This window comes from Pseudomonas sp. SK2, from assembly GCF_016772395.1.
Classification (GTDB): domain Bacteria; phylum Pseudomonadota; class Gammaproteobacteria; order Pseudomonadales; family Pseudomonadaceae; genus Aquipseudomonas; species Aquipseudomonas taiwanensis.
In genome coordinates this window covers 89,419-109,218 of record NZ_CP061944.1, presented here as the reverse complement: position 1 = coordinate 109,218, position 19,800 = coordinate 89,419, and the positions used below count along the sequence as shown (strand labels likewise).

The following is a 19,800-nucleotide window of genomic DNA, read 5'->3' as shown; positions in this document are numbered from 1 at the left end:
CGGCTTCGGCCTTGGCAACACCCACATCGGATATCCCATGCAAGTCAAGAACCCCATCCTCGGCCTCTGCCAGAAAGCCAAATTCGCCCTCAGCGCAGCCAAGGTCGAACAATGTCCGGACGACCAGGGTTACGAGGTGGCTTTCGCCGGTCGCTCCAACGCCGGCAAGTCCAGTGCCCTCAATACCCTGACTCATGCCAGCCTGGCGCGCACCTCGAAGACCCCAGGGCGCACCCAGCTGTTGAATTTCTTCAGTCTGGACGATGAACGGCGTTTGGTCGACCTGCCGGGTTACGGATATGCAAAAGTCCCGATCCCGCTCAAGCAGCACTGGCAGCGCCACCTGGAGGCCTACCTGGGCAGCCGCGAGTGCCTGCGTGGCGTCATCCTGATGATGGACGTGCGTCACCCCATGACCGACTTCGACAAGATGATGCTCGACTGGGCAAAGGCCAGCGGCATGCCGATGCACATTCTGCTGACCAAGGCCGACAAACTGACCCACGGTGCCGGCAAGAACACCTTGCTCAAGGTGCAGTCGGAAATTCGCAAGGGTTGGGGCGACGGTGTGACCATCCAGCTGTTCTCGGCGCCCAAGCGCCTGGGAGTCGAGGATGCCTACCGCGTGCTGGCGGATTGGATGGAGCTCGAAGACAAGCCAACTGCCTGAAGTGAGCACAACCACCCTGCAGGAGCGGGCCCACCCGCTCCTGCGGGTGTGTACCGGCTGGTCAAATTCCGGGCAAAAAAAACCCCGGACTTCATATGGGGAGGGGGAAGTCTGGGGTTCAAGTCCGGACCGCTAGGGCGGGGTCCGGGTATCTGCCAACACTTAACACAACATAGGAGCATCGAAAGGCTTCACCAGCCATTCAGTTACTCTGAGCCCCGTTTCACCGATTTAGTTCCGAAGCCCTCAAAACTATTTGCGATAGTTTCATGAAACTTCAGAACCAGAGGCCCGAGGCCTGCTTCGGATCCGCGGCACACATCCCCGATCCTACACAGCTTTTCCAGCGTAATCAGTGAGCTTCGTCCCAATTCGAGCCCACGCCTACCTCTACCAGCAGCGGAACATCCAGCTGCGCGGCATTGCTCATTTGCGTGCGAATTTCATCTTTCACCTGCTCGACCAGACCCTCTTTCACTTCGAGTACCAGTTCGTCGTGAACCTGCAGGATCACACGGGCATCCAGATTGCTCTGGGTGAGCCAGTTGTCCACATTCACCATCGCCCGCTTGATGATATCGGCTGCGGTGCCCTGCATCGGCGCGTTGATCGCCGTGCGTTCGGCGCCTTTGCGCAAGGCTGGGTTCTTGGCGTTGATGTCCGGCAGGTACAGGCGGCGTCCGAACAGGGTCTCGACGAAGCCTTGCTCGGCCGCCTGGGCACGCGTGCGCTCCATGTAGGCCAGCACACCGGGGTAGCGGGCGAAATAACGGTCAATGTAGTCCTGTGACTGCTTGCGATCGACACCGATCTGCTTGGCCAGTCCAAAGGCGCTCATACCGTAGATCAAGCCGAAGTTGATGGCCTTGGCGCTGCGGCGCTGGTCCGTGGTGACCGCCTCGAGTGCCACACCGAAGACTTCGGCGGCAGTCGCACGGTGGACATCGAGGTTGTTGCGGAAGGCATGCAGCAGGCCTTCGTCCTTGGCCAGGTGAGCCATGATGCGCAGCTCGATCTGCGAGTAGTCCGCCGCCAGCAGCTTGTAACCGGGGCTGGCAATGAAGGCCTGACGAATGCGTCGGCCTTCGGCCGTGCGGATCGGGATGTTCTGCAGGTTCGGGTCGCTGGACGACAGGCGCCCGGTCGCGGCCACGGCTTGCTGGTACGAGGTGTGGATGCGCCCAGTACGCGGGTTGATCTGCCCTGGAAGCTTGTCGGTGTAGGTGCTCTTGAGTTTACTCAGGGTGCGGTACTGCATCAGTACTTCGGGCAGCGGGTAACCCTGTTCGGCCAGTTCATCGAGCACCGCTTCAGCGGTGGAAGGCTGCCCTTTGGCAGTCTTGCTCAGCACGGGCATGCCCAGCTTGTCGTACAGGATGGCACCCAGCTGCTTGGGCGAACCCAGGTTGAACTCCTCGCCAGCCAACTCGAAGGCGCGGCGCTCCAGCTCGGCCATTTTCACACCCAGCTCGCCACTTTGGATCTTCAGCAGTTCGGCATCGACCAATGCCCCCTGGCGCTCGATCTTGGCCAGCACCGGCACCAGCGGCATCTCGATGTCCATCAGAACCGGCTGCACGCTCGGGGTCTTGGCCAGGCGCGCCTGCAGCGCCTGGTGCAGACGCAAGGTGATATCGGCGTCCTCGGCAGCATAGGGGCCGGCCTTTTCCAGGGGAATCTGGTTGAAGGTCAGCTGCTTGGCACCCTTGCCCGCAATCTGCTCGAAGGTAATGGTGGTGTGATCGAGGTATTTCTGCGCCAGGCTGTCCATGTCGTGACGGGTGGCAGTGGAATCCAGCACGTAGGATTCGAGCATGGTGTCATAGGCGACGCCACGCATCTGAATGGCCAGCTCGCAATTGGCGAGAATATTGATGTCGTACTTGGCGTTCTGACCGACCTTGGCCTTGCCTGGGTCCTCCAGCAACGGCTTGAGCGCCTTCAACACTTGCTCGCGGTCCAGCTGCGTCGGGGCCCCTTCGTAGTCGTGGGCCAGCGGCACATAGGCCGCCTCATGGGGCTCGACTGCGAACGACAGGCCCACCAACTGTGCCTGCTGTGCATCCAGGCTGGTGGTTTCGGTGTCGAAGGCAAACAGCTGGGCCTGGCGCAGCTTCTCAAGCCAGGCATCGAAGCGAGCCTGGTCGAGGATGGTTTCGTATTTAGGTTCAACCTTGGCCGCCGGTGCCTCGACCGGTTCAAGGGCTTCACCGGCCTGGCTGGCGTCACGCTGGACCTCGGCGATCCAGCTCTTGAATTCCATTTCGGTGTACAGCGCCAGCAGCGCCTCGCGGTCGGGTTCGCCGCAGACCAGGTCATCGACGTCGATTTCCAGCGCCACGTCGACCTTGATGGTGGCCAACTCATACGACAGAAACGCGGCATCGCGATGCTCTTCGAGCTTGGCTGGCAGGGTCTTGGCACCACGGATCGGCAGGGCCGCCACCTTGTCGAGGTTAGCGTACAGGTCGCTCAGACCACCGCCGATCCCTGTCAGCAGGCCGACCGCCGTCTTTTCGCCCACGCCCGGCACGCCGGGGATGTTGTCGACCTTGTCGCCCATCAGGGCAAGGAAGTCGATGATGTGCTCGGGCCCGACACCGAACTTTTCGCGCACGCCCGCCACGTCCAGCACGCTCCCGGTCATGGTGTTCACCAGTGTGACGTGCCCGTCGACCAACTGCGCCATGTCCTTGTCACCGGTCGAGATGATCACCGGCCGGCCAGCGGTGGCACTGCTGCGAGCCAGGGTGCCGATCACGTCGTCGGCTTCGACGCCTTCGACGCACAACAGGGGGTAGCCCAGGGCCTTCACACTGGCGTGCAGCGGTTCGACCTGTACCCGCAAATCGTCGGGCATGCTTGGCCGGTTGGCCTTGTACTCGGCGAACATCGCATCGCGGAACGTGCCGCCCTTGGCGTCGAACACCACGGCGAACAGGCTGTCTGGATATTGCTTGCGCAGGCTCTTGAGCATGTTCAGCACACCCTTGACCGCGCCGGTTGGCATGCCCTTGGACGTGGTCAGCGGCGGCAGCGCGTGAAAGGCGCGGTAGAGATAGGAGGAACCGTCCACCAGGACGAGGGGCACTTGGCTCATGAGGAGAATCAACCTTTTCGGCGGGTCCGGCGCTAGAATAGCCAGATCAATGACGACAAAGGGACAAGGTTATCATGCGTACACCCATTCGCCTGTTACTGCTCGGCCTGTTGGCAACCACGCCGGTCGTCACCCTGGCGGCGGACGACGCCCCATCGGCAGATCCCGATGTGACCATTCGCACGGAAGGCGACAAAACCATCCAGGAATATCGGCAAAACGGCTTCCTGTATGCGATCAAGGTCACGCCGAAGAACGGCAAGCCTTACTTTCTGGTACGCGCCGACGGCTCCGAAGGCAATTTCATTCGTTCCGACCAGCCGGACATGCTGATTCCGTCCTGGAAGATCTTCGAGTGGTAATCTGACGCGCACCGTTCACATCAACCTGGCACTTCCCGGCGGAAGTGCCCGCATGGGCAACTCTTCATCATGTCAGTCTTCACCCCCGTGACCCGGCCTGAGCTGGAAACCTTTCTGGCGCCCTACGAGCTGGGCCGTTTGCTCGATTTCCAGGGCATTGCCGCCGGTACCGAGAACAGCAACTTCTTCGTCAGCCTCGAACAGGGGGAGTTCGTCCTGACATTGGTCGAACGGGGCCCGGTCGAGGACATGCCGTTCTTCATCGAGCTGCTCGATGTTCTGCACGAAGCAGACATGCCGGTGCCCTATGCACTGCGTGACCGCGACGACAACGCCCTGCGCGAACTGTGCGGCAAGCCGGCCCTGCTGCAACCACGGTTGTCGGGCAAGCACATCAAGGCGCCCAACAACCAGCATTGCGCTCAGGTGGGCGAACTGCTCGCGCACATTCACCTCGCCACCCGCGAGCGCATCATCGAGCGCCGTACCGACCGCGGCCTGGACTGGATGCTGCAATCGGGTGCCGAGCTGTTGCCGCGTCTCACCGCCGGGCAGGCTGCGCTGCTACAGCCGGCACTGGACGAGATCACCGCGCACAAGGCGCAGATCCTGGCCTTGCCCCGGGCCAACCTGCATGCCGACCTGTTCCGCGACAACGTGATGTTCGAAGGCACCCACCTGACCGGTGTGATCGACTTCTACAACGCCTGCTCGGGCCCGATGCTGTATGACATCGCCATCACCGTGAACGACTGGTGCCTGGATGAGCACGGCGCCATCGATGTGCCCCGCGCCCAGGCGCTGCTGGCGGCCTACGCGGCGCTGCGACCGTTCACGGCGGCGGAAGCTGAGCTGTGGCCAGAGATGTTGCGAGTCGGCTGCGTGCGGTTCTGGCTGTCGCGACTGATCGCGGCCGAGTCGTTCGCCGGCATGGACGTGATGATCCATGACCCGAACGAGTTCGAGGTGCGTCTGGCGCAGCGTCAGCAGGTGGCGTTGCACCTGCCGTTCGCGCTCTAGGCCGCGCCTGCCTCTTGGTGGGTAAACCCGCTCCTGCACTAAAGCGATAACCTGGGAGTTTTCGCTAGCGCCGTGGGAGCGGGTTTACCCGCGAAGCGGTCGGAACAGGCTTACAACTGTTCCAGACACCCCGCCAGATCAGCACCCAATTTCTCCAGCAGCCGCTCATAGCCCCCGGCATCCACCAGGTCGGTGCCACCCAGGGCATCCAGCTCGGCCAGGCGCACCGGCAACCCTGCCGTCAGGGTCTCGGCCAACCGCGGCCGCAGCGGTGGCTCACTGAAGACACAGGTCTTGCCCACTTCCTGCAGGCGCTTGCGCATGGCGGCCACATGTTGCGCGCCAGGCTGCACCTCGGCAGCGACAGTGAACACTCCGGCGTGTTTCAGACCGTAAGAGGCCTCGAAGTAGTCGAAGGCTTCGTGGAACACGAAGTACGGCTTGTTGGCGATACCCGATACCCGCGCCTTGATACGCGCATCCAAGGCATCCAGACGTTCGACGAAAGCTTTCAGGTTGCCCTGGTAGCGCGCCGCGTTGGAAGGATCGACCGACGCCAGGTCGGCGGCCATCTTCGTCGCGATCACCCGGGCGTTGACCGACGACAGCCACAAATGCGCATCCAGGCTACCCGGCCGGTGATCGTGATCATGGTCGTCGTGGTCTTCTTCCTCATGGGAATGGCTATCCTCGCCGAAGTGACGAAGGCTCATGCCCGGCAGCGACTGAACCGCGACCGTGGGCTTGCTGCGGCTGCCCAGCACCCGTGGCAGGAAGCTCTCCATGTCCGGCCCGATCCAGTACAACAGGTCAGCATCGCCCACACGCCGCATGTCGGAGGGGCGTAGGGCATAGTGGTGCGGCGAGGCGCCCGGCGGCAGCAGCACATCGGGCGTACCTACGCCGTCCTGCACGGCGGCGGCAATCTGCTGCAGCGGCTTGATACTGGTGAGCACCCGCACGTCGGCGTGCGCCGAACAGGCGAGGAAAGCGACAAAAAGCACAAGGAATCGGGACACGATGAATACTCGACTCGTCAGAAACAGGTAACATAATAACGTCTCCATCCAGAATCGTCGCTGCCCATGTCCATTACGCCGCTGGCTCACCGTCCCCACGATCACTCCCATTGCGTACACAGCGCACTGGCTGAGGCCGACGCCCTGTGCACGCGCCAGGGCCTGCGCCTGACCGCTCTGCGCCGTCGCGTACTGGAGCTGGTCTGGCAGAGCCACAAGCCGTTGGGCGCCTATGACATCCTTGCCGTGCTCAGCGAGCAGGATGGGCGCCGCGCCGCGCCCCCTACCGTGTACCGGGCACTGGACTTCCTGCTCGAAAACGGCCTGGTCCATCGCATCGCATCGCTCAACGCCTTCATCGGTTGCAGTCACCCTGAACATGCGCACCAAGGCCAGTTCCTGATCTGCCGGGTATGTCATGTAGCCATCGAGCTGGAGCAGGACAGCATCAGCGACGCCATCATCGCCAGTGCCAAGGACGTAGGTTTCAGCGTCGAAACCCAGACCGTCGAGATCGTCGGCCTGTGCGGCAACTGCCGGAGCGCGGCATGAGCGATGCACTGATCCGCCTTGAGCAGGTCGGCGTCACTTTCGGTGGCGAGGCAGTGCTCGACAGCATCGACCTGTCGGTCTCCCCTGGGCAGATCGTCACGCTGATCGGCCCCAACGGCGCCGGCAAGACCACGCTGGTACGCGCCGTGCTCGGCCTGCTCAAGCCGCACCGCGGTACGGTATGGCGCAAACCGCGCCTGCGCATCGGCTACATGCCGCAGAAAATCCAGGTGGACGCCACGCTGCCACTTTCGGTACTGCGCTTCCTGCGACTGGTACCGGGTGTCGACCGTGCGGCTGCTTTGTCGGCCTTGCAGGAAGTGGGCGCCGAACAGGTCATCGACAGCCCGATCCAGACCATCTCCGGGGGTGAGATGCAACGCGTGCTGCTGGCCCGCGCACTGCTGCGCGAACCTGAGCTGCTGGTACTGGATGAGCCGGTGCAGGGCGTCGACGTGGTCGGGCAGACCGAGCTGTACAACCTGATCACTCGCCTGCGCGACCGCCATGGCTGCGGCGTGCTGATGGTGTCGCACGACCTGCACCTGGTGATGAGCGCCACCGACCAGGTGGTTTGCCTGAACCGCCATGTGTGCTGCTCCGGCCACCCCGAGCAGGTCAGCAACGACCCGGCGTTCGTCGAGCTGTTCGGCCAGAACGCGCCAAGCCTGGCCATCTACCATCACCACCACGATCACAGCCATGACCTGCATGGCTCGGTGATCGCCCCTGGCACCCATGTTCACGGAGAGCACTGCAAGCATGGCTGATTTTCTTCTGTATGCCCTGCTTGCGGGCCTTTCCCTGGCGCTGGTGGCCGGCCCACTGGGTTCCTTCGTGGTCTGGCGGCGCATGGCCTACTTCGGCGATACGCTGTCCCACGCGGCCCTGCTCGGCGTGGCACTGGGCTTCGCCCTGGATGTCAGCCCTGCGCTGGCAGTGACCGTGGGCTGCCTGCTGCTGGCGATCCTGCTGGTGACGCTGCAACAGCGCCAGCCGCTGGCCTCCGATACCCTGCTCGGCATCCTGGCCCCCAGCACCCTGTCGCTGGGCCTGGTGGCGCTCAGCTTCATGCACGATGTGCGCATCGACCTCATGGCCTATCTGTTCGGTGATTTGCTGGCCATCAGCACCACCGACCTGGCCTGGATCCTCGGTGGCAGCGCGCTGGTCCTGCTGCTGCTCGCAGCCTTGTGGCGCCCCCTGCTGGCGGTCACCGTGCACGAAGAGCTGGCCATGGTCGAAGGCTTGCCAGTGGCGAGCCTGCGCATGGCGCTGATGCTGCTGATTGCAGTGGTCATCGCCGTCGCCATGAAGATCGTCGGGGTGCTGTTGATCACATCGCTGCTGATCATTCCCGCCGCCGCGGCACAACGTCACGCCCGCTCCCCCGAGCAAATGGCCTTGGGTGCCAGCCTGCTGGGCGTCAGCGCCGTGTGTGGCGGCCTGGCCCTGTCATGGTTCAAGGACACACCGGCCGGCCCGTCGATCGTGGTGTGCGCCGCAGTGCTATTCTTGCTGAGCCTGGCCTTGCCCAAGCGCTGAAAACCGGGGGGTGCCCAGGCATACCCTGCAACCTTTTCAAGGGTAAAGGGTCTGTAAGACCTGTTTTCGAGCATATGCCCCTGGGTGTAGACTTGCTCGCTTTTTGCGCAAATAGAGAGTCGCAGGAATGAAGCCGTTCGCCTCCCGTTATCTGCTTGTTGCCGCGTTTTCGCTGTTCCTGGCTGCCTGTTCCAGCGCGCCGGTCGAACAGGCGGGTGCACCTGCCCAAGCCGATGCCTGGCAGCAATTGCAGCAAAGTATCACCAGCGATGAGCTGGCCACCGCCGAAGATCAGCTGGCGGCGCTGCAAACCCAGTCGCCCGACGACGCACGCCTGGAGCAATACCAGCGCCAGCTTGCCGAAGCCTACCTGCAGCGTAGCCAGATCGTCCTGCAGAAGGGCGACGTCAATGCTGCAGCCACCGCGCTGGCCCGTGCCCGGGCGCTGATGCCCCAGGCGCCAGCGGTGACCGGTGGCGATGCCGTTACCCAGGCACGCAAGGCCGAGCTGGAAAAAGCCGAGGCAGCGCTGAAGGCTGCCGAGGCCAAGCCCCAGGCGCGGGTGATCGACCCGGCTGCACCAAGCACCGTCGTTGCGCTGAAAACCACCGATATCCGGGCGATGCGACGCCAGCTCGACGAAATTGCCAAGGACGTGGTGAATTACCAGTGCGAGGTGGTGTTCCAGGTACCTCGGACCGAAGACGCGCCTTGGCTGAAGACACTGCTTGAGAAGCGCGTGCACAAGATCGACAGCGATTTCGAGCTCAAGCAGAAGCATGAAATCCGACGCTCGATGCGGGCACAGGTCGTTCTGGTCCCGCATCAGCAGTGACGATCAGGGCTGCGTTTGCAGCCCTCAGGCCGGCACACCCTCCGCGACGGCCTCTCGCTCCCATACCCGATGCCCTTCGACGGCTTTGACGAAGGCATTCATTACCGCCTTGTCATCTTCCAGCAGCAGCCCCCTGTCTTGCTTCAGGCCCAGGCTGCTTGCCAGATCCTTGGTCAGCACCATCGCCTTCAGATGCTTGTAACCCTCCAGCAGGAAATGCTTCGCCAAGCCGCTAGACGCCAGCGCCTTGACCGATTCGCTGCCGCCCGGAACGACTATCCCATCGAACATGATCGACGGCATACCCTCCATCGACGCGTCTACCGGTAACTGCTTGCCATCTGCCGTCTTCACCGGCGCGGAGCTCGGCCCCAGCAGCAGTGGACGGGCGCTCTCGGCCTCCAGCGCCTTGACCAGCGCGTCAACGCTAGCCGCATCCACCCCATCGGCCACCAGCAGCGCAATCTTGCGCCCCTTGATACCGACGTCACCAGGATGGTTCATCTGGCTCAGCGCCTCGGATTGCGCGAGTTTGCTTCCCTTGACCTTCACCGTGCCCTGCTTGGGCGCCGGCAACCCGAGGTTCGCTGCTACTGCAGCCGCCAGCTTCAGGTCGATGTTAGCCAGGATCTCGTTCACCTCACGCTGGCGGATGGTCTCTCGCTCCACCTTGCCCAACTCGAAGCTGTAGGCCTTGATGATGTGTTGCTGCTCAGTCGGGCTCATGCTCTGGAAAAACAGCCGCGCCTGGGAGAAATGGTCGCCGAACGATTCGCTGCGCTGGCGGATCTTGTGCGCGTCGATGCGCTCCTGATAGCTCTCGAAACCGCCGTCCTGCGCCGCAGGAGGCGTCTCCTTGGGCCAACCGCCGTCGATAGAGTTCGGCTCGTATGAGGCACGCCCCCTGTTGATGGTCATGCGGTGCATGCCATCGCGCTGGCCGTTGTGGTTCTGCGACATCGGGCAGTTGATCGGGATCTCATGGAAGTTCGGGCCACCCAGCCTGCTGATCTGAGTATCGGTGTAGGAAAACAGCCGGCCCTGCAGCAGCGGATCATTGCTGAAGTCGATACCCGGCACGATGTGCCCCGGACAGAAAGCCACTTGCTCGGTTTCGGCAAAGAAATTGTCCGGGTTGCGGTTGAGCACCATCTTGCCCAGCTTGGTGACTGGCACCAGTTCCTCGGGAATGATCTTGGTCGGATCGAGCAAGTCGAAGTCGAACTTGTGCTCATCGGCCTCAGGTACGATCTGCACACCCAGCTCCCACTCAGGGTAGTCACCGGTTTCGATCGCTTCCCACAAGTCGCGGCGATGGTAGTCGGTGTCTTTGCCCGCCAGCTTCTGTGCCTCATCCCATAGCAATGAATGCACGCCCTGGCGCGGCTTCCAGTGGAACTTGACGAAACTGGCCACGCCCTCGGCGTTGATCATGCGGAAAGTATGCACGCCAAAGCCTTCCATCATCCGCAGGCTGCGCGGAATGGCGCGATCGGACATGGTCCAGATGACCATGTGCGCCGATTCCGGCACCAGCGAAACGAAGTCCCAGAAGGTGTCATGGGCCGAGCCGCCCGTCGGTATCTCGTTGTGCGGTTCAGGCTTCACGGCATGCACGAAGTCAGGAAACTTGATCGCATCCTGAATGAAAAACACCGGCATATTGTTGCCAACAAGGTCGAAGTTGCCTTCATCGGTGTAGAACTTGACGGCGAAGCCGCGCACATCGCGCACCGTGTCTCCCGAGCCGCGTGGCCCTTGTACCGTGGAAAACCGTACGAACACCGGCGTGATCTTCTCCGGGTCCTGGAGGAAGCCAGCCTTGGTCAACTGGGCATGACAGCCGTAGCTCTGGAAGTAGCCATGGGCACCGGTACCCCGGGCGTGGACGATACGCTCAGGGATGCGTTCATGGTCGAAGTGGGTGATCTTCTCGCGCAGGATGAAGTCTTCGAGCAGCGATGGTCCGCGAGGGCCCGCCTTCAGGCTGTTCTGGTTATCGGCGATCTTCACGCCCTGGTTGGTGCGCAGCGCCTGCCCGGTGGCATCGCTGCGGCAGGACTCCAGCCGCTGCAGCTTGGCATTGGTGTTGGCCCGGTCAGGGGTATCGGTGCCGGCGACTTCACTGTGCTTGGGCGCGTCGTTCTTCTTGGTGGGCATGAGTCGGCTCTCCTCGTCAGTCTTCAGGCATGCCCTGTACGGGCTCGTTCAAGTAGTGACTAGGAAGCTTTGCCGAGCGTTCAATCAGGATTACCGGTTGTCGCGTTATGCCCGCTGGATTGGTGCATGACGAAATAAATGCTAAGAACAGCTATGGGAAAAGGCTAAAATGCGCGACCCCCGGCCAACCGCCGACACAAATTCCATGCGCCCCACAAGGTTCGCTACGTGATCGAGTTCCAAAATGTGCATAAGACCTACCGCGTCGCCGGTAGGGAAATCCCAGCTCTCAACCCGACCAGCCTGACCATCGAAAACGGCCAGGTATTCGGCCTGATTGGCCACTCCGGTGCGGGCAAGAGCACCATGCTGCGCCTGATCAATCGCCTCGAGGAGCCCTCGGGCGGCAAGATCATCGTCGACGGCGAAGATGTCACCGCCTTCAATGCCAACCAGCTACGCGGTTTTCGTCAGCAGGTCGGGATGATTTTCCAGCACTTCAACTTGCTGGCATCCAAGACCGTGGCCGACAACGTGGCGCTGCCACTGACCCTGGCCGGCGAGCTGTCGCGCAGCGAGATCGACAAGCGCGTCAGCGAACTGCTGGCCCGCGTTGGCCTGCAGGACCATGCCAGGAAGTACCCGGCACAGCTGTCTGGCGGTCAGAAGCAGCGCGTCGGCATCGCCCGTGCCTTGTCCACCAACCCAAAAATCCTCCTATGCGACGAGGCCACCAGCGCCCTCGACCCACAGACCACGGCCTCGGTGCTGCAGCTGCTGGCCGAGATCAACCGCGAGCTGAACCTGACCATCGTGCTGATCACCCACGAAATGGACGTGATCCGCCGGGTGTGCGACCGCGTTGCGGTCATGGATGCCGGCCATATCGTCGAGCAGGGCTCGGTGGCCGAAGTATTTCTGCATCCGCAACACCCGACCACCAAGCGCTTCGTGCAGGAAGACGAACACGTCGATGAAAGCGAGCAGCGTGACGACTTCGCCCACGTGCCAGGCCGCATCGTGCGCCTGACATTCCAGGGCGATGCGACCTACGCACCGCTGTTGGGCACCGTGGCCCGTGAGACCGGGGTCGACTACAGCATCCTCGCTGGACGTATCGACCGCATCAAGGATGTCCCCTATGGACAGCTGACCCTGGCCGTCACCGGCGGCGACATGGAGGCGGCGTTCGACCGCTTCAAGGCAGCTGACGTACATATGGAGGTACTGCGTTGATGGACGCGCTCAATTTCTTCGCCAACGTCGACTGGGCCGAAATCTGGCTGGCCACCGTCGATACCATGATCATGCTGTTCGGCTCGCTGTTCTTCACCGTGCTGCTGGGGCTGCCGCTGGGCGTACTGCTGTTCCTCTGCGGACCACGGCAGATGTTCGAGCAGAAGGGCGTCTATGCGCTGTTGTCGTTCGTCGTCAACGTGCTGCGTTCGCTGCCGTTCATCATTCTGTTGATCGTGATGATCCCGGTCACCGTGATGATCACTGGTACCTCGCTGGGTGTCGCGGGCGCCATCCCGCCGCTGGTGGTAGGCTGCACGCCGTTCTTCGCACGCCTGGTCGAAACGGCCCTGCGCGAAGTGGACCGTGGCATCATCGAAGCCACCCAGTCGATGGGCGCCACCACCCGCCAGATCATCACCAACGCGTTGCTGCCAGAGGCCCGTCCGGGCATCTTCGCAGCCATCACCGTCACTGCCATCACCCTGGTGTCCTACACCGCCATGGCGGGTGTGGTGGGTGCCGGCGGCCTGGGCGACCTGGCGATCCGCTTCGGCTACCAGCGTTTCCAGACCGACGTGATGATCGTTACCGTCGTGCTGCTGCTGATTCTGGTTCAAGTCCTGCAAAGCGTGGGCGACAAACTGGTCGTGCATTTTTCCCGTAAGTAACCCCAATGGGGTCGGCCAGGCCGACCCGTTCGGGGGCCGTCGCGGCCCTCACAAGGAGTGATCAATGAAGAAGCTGCTTGCTGTCGCTGCCGCCATCGCGGCCTTCTCGGCCCACGCCGACACCCTGACCGTTGCCGCCACCCCGGTGCCGCACGCCGAGATCCTCAAGTTCGTCCAGCCACAGCTGGCGAAGGAAGGCGTAGAGCTGAAGGTCAAGGAATTCACCGACTACATCCAGCCGAACGTGCAGGTCGCCGAGAAGCGCCTGGACGCCAACTTCTTCCAGCACCAGCCGTACCTGGATGAATTCAACAAGTCCAAGGGCACTCAGCTGGTCAGCGTTACCGGCGTGCACCTGGAGCCCTTGGGCGCCTACTCGACCAAGATCAAGAAGCTCGACGAGCTGTCCTCCGGTGCCACCGTGGTCATCCCCAACGACGCCACCAACGGCGGTCGTGCCCTGTTGCTGCTGGACAAGGCCGGTGTGATCAAGCTCAAGGACAACAAGAACATCCTGTCCACCGTCAAAGACATCACCGGTAACGACAAGGGCCTGAAGTTCCGTGAGCTCGAAGCAGCCACCATCCCCCGCGTACTGACCCAGGTCGACCTGGCGCTGATCAACACCAACTATGCGCTGGAAGCCGAGCTGAACCCGGAGAAGGATGCACTGGTCATCGAAGGCAGCGACTCGCCTTACGTGAACATTCTGGTGGCTCGTCCGGACAACAAGGACTCGGACGACATGAAGAAACTGGCTGCTGCGCTGCACTCGCCAGAGGTGAAGAAATTCATCGAAGAGAAGTACAAGGGTGCGGTGATTCCGGCGTTTTAAGCCGCAGATCTACACCCGCCTCTTCGCGGGCAAACCCGCTCCCACAGGTGAACCGCTGTGCTCCAGATCAGCGGAAAAGCTCTGGGAACGGGTTCACCCGCGGGGCTTACAGGGCCTGGTTCAATCCCGCTTGACCAACCCCGGCAACTGCGCCACCAGCTTCTGGTTATTGAACGGCGCTCGAATGAACCCACGCTGACGCCCGTCCGGCCCGACGATTGCCAGGTTGCCACTGTGATCCACGGTATACCCAGGCTTGCTGGTATCGGCCGGAATGAAGGGAATGCTCAAGGCGTTGGCCAGTTTCTGGGTATCCTCGATCGACCCCGCGACCCCCACGAAATCCTTGTCGAAATAGCCCAGGTAGTGCTTGAGCTGGTTCGGCGTATCGCGGTTCGGGTCAACGCTCACCAGCATCACTTGCAGCCGGTCCACGGCCTCCTTGGGCAGTTCGCTCTTCACCTGGCGCAACTGGGCCAGGGTAGTAGGGCAGATGTCCGGGCAGTAGGTGTAGCCGAAGAACAGCAGCGACCACTTGCCCTTGAGGTCATCCAGCTTTACCGGCTGGCCGTCCTGATTGGTCATGGTCACGTCCGCCACCGTACGGCTCTGGGGCAGCAGGATAATGCCGGCGTCGATCAGCTCGGCAGGGTTGGGTTGGCTGCGGCCATTGAGCACCTTGTTGACGGTAAGGCCCAGGATCAGCGCGACCAGGGCGACGAGGATGAATACGGTTTTCTGGGTTCGAGTCATAGGTTCAGCAACAAGTAGTGGTCAACGAGCAACGCGATGAACAGTGCGAACAGGTAGCCGATAGAGTACTTGAACGTGCCGATCGCCGCGTGCGGCCGGCTGCCACGGTACAACACCCACGCCCAATGCAGAAAGCGCAGGCCGAGCAAAAGGGCACAAACCAGGTAGAGCAGGCCGCTCATGTGGATGGCGTAGGGCAACAGGGTAACCGCCAGCAGAATCAGGGTGTAGAGCAGGATATGCAGCTTGGTGTATCCCTCGCCGTGGGTTACCGGCAGCATCGGAATATCGGCCTTGGCGTATTCCTCCTTGCGGTGAATGGCCAACGCCCAGAAATGCGGGGGCGTCCAGGCAAAGATGATCAGCACCAGCAGCAGTGGCTCGGCGCTGATGTGGCCGCTGACCGCCACCCAGCCGAGCAACGGCGGTGCCGCGCCAGCCAACCCGCCGATGACGATGTTCTGTGGCGTGGCGCGCTTGAGAAAGCCGGTGTAGAGCACTGCATAACCCAACAATGAAGCCAGGGTCAGCCAGGCCGTGAGGGCGTTGGTGAAGACCAGCAGCGAAGCCATGCCCATCAGGGCCAACGCCAGCGCGAACAACAGCGCCGGCAGAGGCGCTACCCGGCCTTCGGCCAGTGGCCGCTTCTGGGTGCGTGCCATGAGTGCATCGATACGCCTGTCGACCACATGGTTGACGACCGCCGCACCACCGGCGCACAGGGCTATGCCCAAATTGCCGAACACCAGCACGCTCCAGGCCACACCCGCACGGGTGGCGAGAAACATGCCCACCAGCGAGGTGATCAGCATCAACACGACCACCTTGGGTTTGGTCAATTCCAGATAGTCGCGCCAACCGGCACGCGAGCGGTGTGCACTCAGAAGCGTCGCCACGAATCATTCCTCATAGGTTGCGAGAGGCCTACGCCTGGCACAGGCGTAAGACGCCAGCCATGACCGACGCGAACCTTGTCGACCACCCGAATGCGGTAGTTCACAAGCACCATGCTCAGCAACAACAGCGCGCCGCCTGCGTTATGTGCCACGGCGACGGCCAGGGGCAAATGGAACAGCACGTTGCTGATGCCCAACCCGACCTGCATCACCAATGCCAGGAGCACCAGGCGCGCCAACCGGCTCAGGCCACAGCGGTGAAGCTTCCAACTGAGCATCAGCAGGACACAGGTGACGATCATCGCGCCCAGTCGATGGCTGATATGAATGGCCGTGCGCGCATCGCTGTCCAGCTGCCCGCCGAGGTAGTTCGGACCGACATGTTGGGTCAGGTGGAAGCCATTGCTGAAGTCGGCTGACGGCCACCATTGCCCATGGCAGGTGGGCAAGTCGATACAGGCAACCGCGGCATAGTTGGCACTGACCCAACCACCCAAGGCGATCTGCCCAATCACCACCAGCAATGCCAAGGCAGCCACCCTGCGCAGGCTCAACGGCAGTTTTGGCAGTGGCGCAAATGCCCGGGATAGACGCAGCGACAACAGTAACAGCAGGCTCAACGTGGTAAAGCCCCCCAGCAGGTGCGCAGTGACCACCTGCGGCCACAACTTGAGAGTGACCGTCCACATCCCGAATGCCGCCTGGGCCAGGACCACCCCAAGCAGCAATACCGGCAAGCGGTAGGGCTGGCCATCACGCGCGTGACGGCGCACCGCCTGTAGGGCCAGGTAAGCGATCACCAGCGCTAAGGTACCGGCAAAGTAGCGATGGACCATTTCGGCCCAGCCTTTGGCCTCTTCCACTGGGTGTTCGGGAAAGTGCAATTCGGCATGGGCCAGCTGCGCTTCAGTCTTGGGCACGCTGATGAAGCCATAGCAGCCTGGCCAGTCCGGGCAACCGAGGCCTGCATGGGTGAGGCGGGTATAGGCACCGAGCAGGACGACCAGCAGTGCCAGCAGGGTGGCGAACACAGCGAGGCGGAATCCAGGTCTGGCCATGACAGGCTCCTAGCCGATGTTGGACAGCTTGAGCAGGTGACGCAGGTCGTCCAGCACATGCTTGCCGTTGACCTTGGCGTCATAGCGCAGCACCAGGTTGCCGTGAGGGTCGACGATCCACAGTTGCGGACCGGCCTCCTCCACTTTCTGCAGGTAGCGTTGAATATCCAGCGGGTAGCGCTGCAACTGGGGATATTCGCGACCCAGCAGGGCCTGATAGTCGGGGCTCAATGGCTGGGCGATGGCCAAGGCATGACTGGCACGGCTGGCGTCGCGACCAAGGCCGATCTGGATCTGCCGGGCCAGGTACACCAGTTTCTGACAATCGTCGGCGCAGGCCTGGGGCGTGCTGACCAGCAGCTGCCACCGTTCGTCCTGCGCAGTGACGCCGATGTCTGCAAGGCTCTCGCCATTGCCGATCATCACGCCGTGATAGCTGCGCCCCTCCGGCACCCAGAACTGCAGCTTGTACATGAAGGTGGCGAGCAGCATCGGCCCGAGCACCACCAGCAGGATCAGAATCAGCTGCAAACGCCCACGGGCTTTGGGTTTGCGGCCTTCAGGCACGTCCAGTGGACTGGTGGCGGCGGCCATGGTCGTTCTCCTTCTTGTTGTGCCAGCCAAAGTAGAGGTAAAGCAGCACCAGGGCGGTGGCCAGGGCGAACCACTGCACGGCATAGCCCTGGTGCTTTTCCGGGCCCATGGCGACCACCGGCCAGTCTGCACGGTAGCTGGCGGGGCCGGGCTGCAGGCGCAATTCATGGGCGAAACCTTCGCGGTCCAGCTGTTGCCACAGGTGGGCGGGGTCGACAGCGGTCAGCAGGTGAGGCCATTGACCGCCCTCCGGGTCGGGGTGAAGCTGGAAAGCACTGCCCGGCGCCACATAGACCGAAGCATCCAGCACCATGGATTGCGCAGGCGTCTCGAAGTGCACGGGTACACGGCGGTCGGGCCAGGGCAGCCAGCCGCGGTTGACCAACAGCCACAGCCCGCTGGCCTGGTCATGGAAGGGCTGGAGCAGCTCGATGCCTGCCTGGCCGTCGCGCATGCGGTTATCCAACAGCACACTGTGTTCGCCATCGAAGCGTCCAAAGAGGTGCACGCGTCGGTAAGCTACATCCTCAGCCAGCTGCAACTGGGCCGCGCCCACCGGGGCCTCCACCTGGCGCTGGGCATAGGTGTCCAGCAGGGCGCGTTTTTCCTGTGCGCGGCCGAGCTGCCAGCCGCCGAGCGAAATCAGCACCGGCAGCAGTGCAAGCACTACCAGGGTGGGCATCCAGCCTGGTCGAAACGGCCTCACAACGGCCTCATACGGTCGAGCGCTATACTTATCCACATCACCGCATCCCCCCGGAGTATCGTCATGCTCAAGGCCGCGATTGTCCTGATGCTGTTGGCCACGATTGCCAGCCTGTTCAGTGGCCTGGTGTTTCTGGTCAAGGACGATGAAAACTCGACCCGGCTGCTCAAGGCACTGACCGTTCGTGTCGCCCTGGCCGCCGTCACCGTGGGGCTGGTGGCCTGGGGCTTCATCAGTGGCCAGCTGGTTTCCAACGCCCCCTTCTGAAACACGTTGCATCTGCGGCTAAAGCCGGCTTGCCCGCAACCGCCCCTACAGCACGTAGACAAAGATGAACAGCCCGACCCACACCACATCGACGAAGTGCCAGTACCAACTGGCCGCCTCGAAACCGAAGTGTTTGTCCGGGTTGAAATGCCCGCGCAGGATACGCACGAGCATGACGATCAGAATGATCGTGCCAAGGGTAACGTGGGCACCGTGAAAGCCCGTGAGCATGAAGAAAGTCGCGCCGTAGATGCCAGAACCCAAGGTCAGCCCAAGCTTGGTGTAGGCCTCGTGATATTCGTACGCTTGCAGCGCGATGAAGCTGATGCCCAGGATGATGGTCAGCGCCATCCACAACTTCAGTGCCCCACGATGATCACGCCGCAAGGCGTGGTGGGCGATGGTGATGGTTACACTGGAACTGACCAGCAAGATGGTATTGATCAGCGGCAGGTGCCACGGGTCGATCACCTCCTTGGGCGGCGGAAAGAGTTTCGGGTCCGGGGTGTTGAGCAACGGCCAGGCGAACTCGAAGCTTGGCCACAGCATGTGGGCGATCCCCTTGTGTCCTTCGCCCCCCAGCCATGGGCCAGCCAGCACGCGCACGTAGAACAGCGCACCGAAGAAGGCCAGGAAGAACATCACTTCGGAGAAGATGAACCAACTCATGCCCCAGCGGAACGAGCGGTCCATCTGCGCGCTGTAGAGACCGGCATGGCTTTCCTTGACCACCGCGCCGAACCAGCCAAACAGCATGTAGGCCAGAAACAACGCACCGATGAAAAAGATCAGTGGCCCATGGGAATCGGGATGCCCGGCCTTGAGGTCATTGAACCAGGTGCCCAGGCCGAACATGGTGATGAACATGCCGATCGTCGCGATGATCGGCCACTTGCTCTGCGCCGGGACGTAATAGTGCTCGTGACTTGCCATTGCTGTTCTCCTTCCCTTAACGGGCGCCCTGGACGTCCTGGGTCGCGAGATGCGCGACCGGCGGGTGGCGAGCGGTGATGTCGAACAAGGTGTAGGCCAGTGTCAGGTGCTTCACGCTGGCCGGCAGGTCGCGATCGACGATGAAACGCACCGGCATCTCGATGCGTTCGCCGGGTTGCAGCACCTGCTGGGTGAAGCAGAAACATTCGGTCTTGTGGAAATACGCCGCCGCCTCGGCCGGGGTGATGCTGGGAACGGCCTGGGCGCTCATGGGCCGCTCCGTCGGGTTCCGCGCGATGAAAATCATCTGGTTCACCGCCCCTGGGTTGACGTCGATCTGGTCGGCCGTGGAATAGAAGTCCCAGACCATGTCACCGGCATTGGTCGACATGAACTGCACCCGCACGCTGCGCGACGGGTCGCTGAGCTGGGTGCCTTCGTACTGCCCGCCGGTCTTGCCATTGATGCCAAAGGCTTTGCACATCACGTCGTAGAGGGGCACCAGGGCAAAGCCGAACGCGAACATCACAACGGTCAGCATCAGCAGGCGCAGCACCAGGCGTTTGAGTGACAGGCCGTTCATGGGCA

The 19,800-nt window shown here is 62.3% G+C and carries 21 protein-coding genes; 11 read left to right on the top strand and 10 right to left on the bottom strand.

The genetic code is table 11. The annotated features are described in order from the left end of the window. Positions 1-37: 37 nt before the first annotated feature. Positions 38-670: a ribosome biogenesis GTP-binding protein YihA/YsxC gene (gene yihA / locus IF103_RS00505; RefSeq protein WP_023378026.1), complete on the top strand. Its 633-nt coding sequence runs from the start codon at positions 38-40 to the stop codon at positions 668-670. 352 nt (positions 671-1,022) lie between these two features. Here yihA and polA read toward each other — a convergent pair whose 3' ends face one another. Beyond that, positions 1,023-3,770 (bottom strand): DNA polymerase I, encoded by a 2,748-nt coding sequence (gene polA / locus IF103_RS00500; RefSeq protein ID WP_023378025.1) that lies wholly within the window; start codon positions 3,768-3,770, stop codon positions 1,023-1,025. Between the two features lie 74 nt (positions 3,771-3,844). Between polA and IF103_RS00495 the strand changes: the two genes are divergently transcribed. Together IF103_RS00495 and IF103_RS00490 are read left to right on the top strand one after the other, a co-directional pair. Then, positions 3,845-4,132, top strand: a complete 288-nt coding sequence (locus IF103_RS00495; RefSeq protein WP_023378024.1) for a DUF2782 domain-containing protein — start codon at positions 3,845-3,847, stop codon at positions 4,130-4,132. A gap of 69 nt (positions 4,133-4,201) precedes the next feature. Continuing rightward, positions 4,202-5,152, top strand: a complete 951-nt coding sequence (locus IF103_RS00490; protein ID WP_023378023.1) for a homoserine kinase — start codon at positions 4,202-4,204, stop codon at positions 5,150-5,152. A 110-nt stretch (positions 5,153-5,262) separates the two neighbouring features. On the opposite strand, the gene IF103_RS00485 is transcribed toward IF103_RS00490, so the two are convergent. Next, a complete protein-coding gene (locus IF103_RS00485; RefSeq protein WP_049818686.1) occupies positions 5,263-6,219 on the bottom strand; it encodes a zinc ABC transporter substrate-binding protein in 957 nt (318 codons plus the stop codon). An 18-nt stretch (positions 6,220-6,237) separates the two neighbouring features. Between IF103_RS00485 and zur the strand changes: the two genes are divergently transcribed. From zur to IF103_RS00465, 4 genes are all read left to right on the top strand, one after another. Further along, a complete protein-coding gene (gene zur, locus IF103_RS00480; protein WP_023378021.1) occupies positions 6,238-6,723 on the top strand; it encodes a zinc uptake transcriptional repressor Zur in 486 nt (161 codons plus the stop codon). Next, positions 6,720-7,493 (top strand): zinc ABC transporter ATP-binding protein ZnuC, encoded by a 774-nt coding sequence (gene znuC / locus IF103_RS00475; RefSeq protein WP_023378020.1) that lies wholly within the window; start codon positions 6,720-6,722, stop codon positions 7,491-7,493. Before zur ends, znuC begins: the two co-directional genes overlap by 4 nt. Then, positions 7,486-8,268 (top strand): zinc ABC transporter permease subunit ZnuB, encoded by a 783-nt coding sequence (gene znuB, locus IF103_RS00470; RefSeq protein WP_202675794.1) that lies wholly within the window; start codon positions 7,486-7,488, stop codon positions 8,266-8,268. Before znuC ends, znuB begins: the two co-directional genes overlap by 8 nt. 127 nt (positions 8,269-8,395) lie before the next feature. Continuing rightward, positions 8,396-9,103 (top strand): PA5502 family lipoprotein, encoded by a 708-nt coding sequence (locus IF103_RS00465; protein ID WP_023378018.1) that lies wholly within the window; start codon positions 8,396-8,398, stop codon positions 9,101-9,103. A gap of 24 nt (positions 9,104-9,127) precedes the next feature. Here IF103_RS00465 and katE read toward each other — a convergent pair whose 3' ends face one another. Then, entirely contained in the window at positions 9,128-11,263 is a 2,136-nt protein-coding gene (katE, locus tag IF103_RS00460) for a catalase HPII (protein ID WP_202675793.1), read from the bottom strand. Positions 11,264-11,491: 228 nt separating this feature from the next. On the opposite strand from katE, the gene IF103_RS00455 reads away from it, so the two are divergent. The 3 genes from IF103_RS00455 to IF103_RS00445 all read left to right on the top strand — a co-directional run bounded on the left by IF103_RS00455 (position 11,492) and on the right by IF103_RS00445 (position 14,005). Next, positions 11,492-12,499: a methionine ABC transporter ATP-binding protein gene (locus IF103_RS00455; RefSeq protein ID WP_023378016.1), complete on the top strand. Its 1,008-nt coding sequence runs from the start codon at positions 11,492-11,494 to the stop codon at positions 12,497-12,499. Further along, positions 12,499-13,170 carry a methionine ABC transporter permease gene (locus IF103_RS00450; RefSeq protein WP_023378014.1) on the top strand — a complete coding sequence of 224 codons (672 nt, stop codon included), beginning with the start codon at positions 12,499-12,501 and terminating at the stop codon, positions 13,168-13,170. The genes IF103_RS00455 and IF103_RS00450 overlap by 1 nt, the downstream gene beginning before the upstream one ends. A gap of 64 nt (positions 13,171-13,234) precedes the next feature. Continuing rightward, the gene (locus tag IF103_RS00445) at positions 13,235-14,005 is read left to right on the top strand and encodes a MetQ/NlpA family ABC transporter substrate-binding protein (RefSeq protein ID WP_202675792.1); all 771 of its coding nucleotides are present in this window, start codon (positions 13,235-13,237) and stop codon (positions 14,003-14,005) included. Positions 14,006-14,125: 120 nt separating this feature from the next. On the opposite strand, the gene IF103_RS00440 is transcribed toward IF103_RS00445, so the two are convergent. Genes IF103_RS00440 through IF103_RS00420 form a run of 5 tightly spaced genes read right to left on the bottom strand, consistent with a single transcriptional unit; the run spans position 14,126 to position 18,012 of the window. After that, a complete protein-coding gene (locus IF103_RS00440) occupies positions 14,126-14,758 on the bottom strand; it encodes an SCO family protein (RefSeq protein WP_202675791.1) in 633 nt (210 codons plus the stop codon). Then, a complete protein-coding gene (cyoE, locus tag IF103_RS00435) occupies positions 14,755-15,654 on the bottom strand; it encodes a heme o synthase (protein ID WP_104881025.1) in 900 nt (299 codons plus the stop codon). Before cyoE ends, IF103_RS00440 begins: the two co-directional genes overlap by 4 nt. Continuing rightward, positions 15,639-16,712, bottom strand: a complete 1,074-nt coding sequence (locus tag IF103_RS00430) for a COX15/CtaA family protein (protein ID WP_104883090.1) — start codon at positions 16,710-16,712, stop codon at positions 15,639-15,641. Before IF103_RS00430 ends, cyoE begins: the two co-directional genes overlap by 16 nt. A 9-nt stretch (positions 16,713-16,721) precedes the next feature. Then, positions 16,722-17,306 carry a PA_0111/PP_0108 family redox-active disulfide protein gene (locus tag IF103_RS00425; protein WP_202675790.1) on the bottom strand — a complete coding sequence of 195 codons (585 nt, stop codon included), beginning with the start codon at positions 17,304-17,306 and terminating at the stop codon, positions 16,722-16,724. Beyond that, a complete protein-coding gene (locus IF103_RS00420) occupies positions 17,272-18,012 on the bottom strand; it encodes an SURF1 family protein (protein ID WP_041925427.1) in 741 nt (246 codons plus the stop codon). The genes IF103_RS00425 and IF103_RS00420 overlap by 35 nt, the downstream gene beginning before the upstream one ends. Positions 18,013-18,075: 63 nt before the next feature. On the opposite strand from IF103_RS00420, the gene IF103_RS00415 reads away from it, so the two are divergent. Next, the gene (locus IF103_RS00415; RefSeq protein ID WP_023378002.1) at positions 18,076-18,279 is read left to right on the top strand and encodes a twin transmembrane helix small protein; all 204 of its coding nucleotides are present in this window, start codon (positions 18,076-18,078) and stop codon (positions 18,277-18,279) included. A gap of 45 nt (positions 18,280-18,324) precedes the next feature. Here IF103_RS00415 and IF103_RS00410 read toward each other — a convergent pair whose 3' ends face one another. Both IF103_RS00410 and IF103_RS00405 read right to left on the bottom strand, forming a co-directional pair. Continuing rightward, positions 18,325-19,212 carry a cytochrome c oxidase subunit 3 gene (locus IF103_RS00410; RefSeq protein ID WP_023378001.1) on the bottom strand — a complete coding sequence of 296 codons (888 nt, stop codon included), beginning with the start codon at positions 19,210-19,212 and terminating at the stop codon, positions 18,325-18,327. A gap of 16 nt (positions 19,213-19,228) precedes the next feature. Further along, positions 19,229-19,795, bottom strand: coding sequence for a cytochrome c oxidase assembly protein (locus tag IF103_RS00405; protein WP_023378000.1), 567 nt, complete (start codon positions 19,793-19,795; stop codon positions 19,229-19,231). Between the last annotated feature and the right edge of the window lie 5 nt (positions 19,796-19,800).

Bases quoted from the DNA above. Each gene is read 5' to 3' on its own strand.
- yihA (WP_023378026.1), top strand. From the start codon at position 38: ATGCAAGTCAAGAACCCCATCCTCGGCCTCTGCCAGAAAGCCAAATTC.
- polA (WP_023378025.1), bottom strand. From the start codon at position 3,770: ATGAGCCAAGTGCCCCTCGTCCTGGTGGACGGTTCCTCCTATCTCTAC.
- IF103_RS00495 (WP_023378024.1), top strand. From the start codon at position 3,845: ATGCGTACACCCATTCGCCTGTTACTGCTCGGCCTGTTGGCAACCACG.
- IF103_RS00490 (WP_023378023.1), top strand. From the start codon at position 4,202: ATGTCAGTCTTCACCCCCGTGACCCGGCCTGAGCTGGAAACCTTTCTG.
- IF103_RS00485 (WP_049818686.1), bottom strand. From the start codon at position 6,219: ATGGAGACGTTATTATGTTACCTGTTTCTGACGAGTCGAGTATTCATC.
- zur (WP_023378021.1), top strand. From the start codon at position 6,238: ATGTCCATTACGCCGCTGGCTCACCGTCCCCACGATCACTCCCATTGC.
- znuC (WP_023378020.1), top strand. From the start codon at position 6,720: ATGAGCGATGCACTGATCCGCCTTGAGCAGGTCGGCGTCACTTTCGGT.
- znuB (WP_202675794.1), top strand. From the start codon at position 7,486: ATGGCTGATTTTCTTCTGTATGCCCTGCTTGCGGGCCTTTCCCTGGCG.
- IF103_RS00465 (WP_023378018.1), top strand. From the start codon at position 8,396: ATGAAGCCGTTCGCCTCCCGTTATCTGCTTGTTGCCGCGTTTTCGCTG.
- katE (WP_202675793.1), bottom strand. From the start codon at position 11,263: ATGCCCACCAAGAAGAACGACGCGCCCAAGCACAGTGAAGTCGCCGGC.
- IF103_RS00450 (WP_023378014.1), top strand. From the start codon at position 12,499: ATGGACGCGCTCAATTTCTTCGCCAACGTCGACTGGGCCGAAATCTGG.
- IF103_RS00445 (WP_202675792.1), top strand. From the start codon at position 13,235: ATGAAGAAGCTGCTTGCTGTCGCTGCCGCCATCGCGGCCTTCTCGGCC.
- IF103_RS00440 (WP_202675791.1), bottom strand. From the start codon at position 14,758: ATGACTCGAACCCAGAAAACCGTATTCATCCTCGTCGCCCTGGTCGCG.
- IF103_RS00430 (WP_104883090.1), bottom strand. From the start codon at position 16,712: ATGGCCAGACCTGGATTCCGCCTCGCTGTGTTCGCCACCCTGCTGGCA.
- IF103_RS00425 (WP_202675790.1), bottom strand. From the start codon at position 17,306: ATGGCCGCCGCCACCAGTCCACTGGACGTGCCTGAAGGCCGCAAACCC.
- IF103_RS00415 (WP_023378002.1), top strand. From the start codon at position 18,076: ATGCTCAAGGCCGCGATTGTCCTGATGCTGTTGGCCACGATTGCCAGC.
- IF103_RS00410 (WP_023378001.1), bottom strand. From the start codon at position 19,212: ATGGCAAGTCACGAGCACTATTACGTCCCGGCGCAGAGCAAGTGGCCG.
- IF103_RS00405 (WP_023378000.1), bottom strand. From the start codon at position 19,795: ATGAACGGCCTGTCACTCAAACGCCTGGTGCTGCGCCTGCTGATGCTG.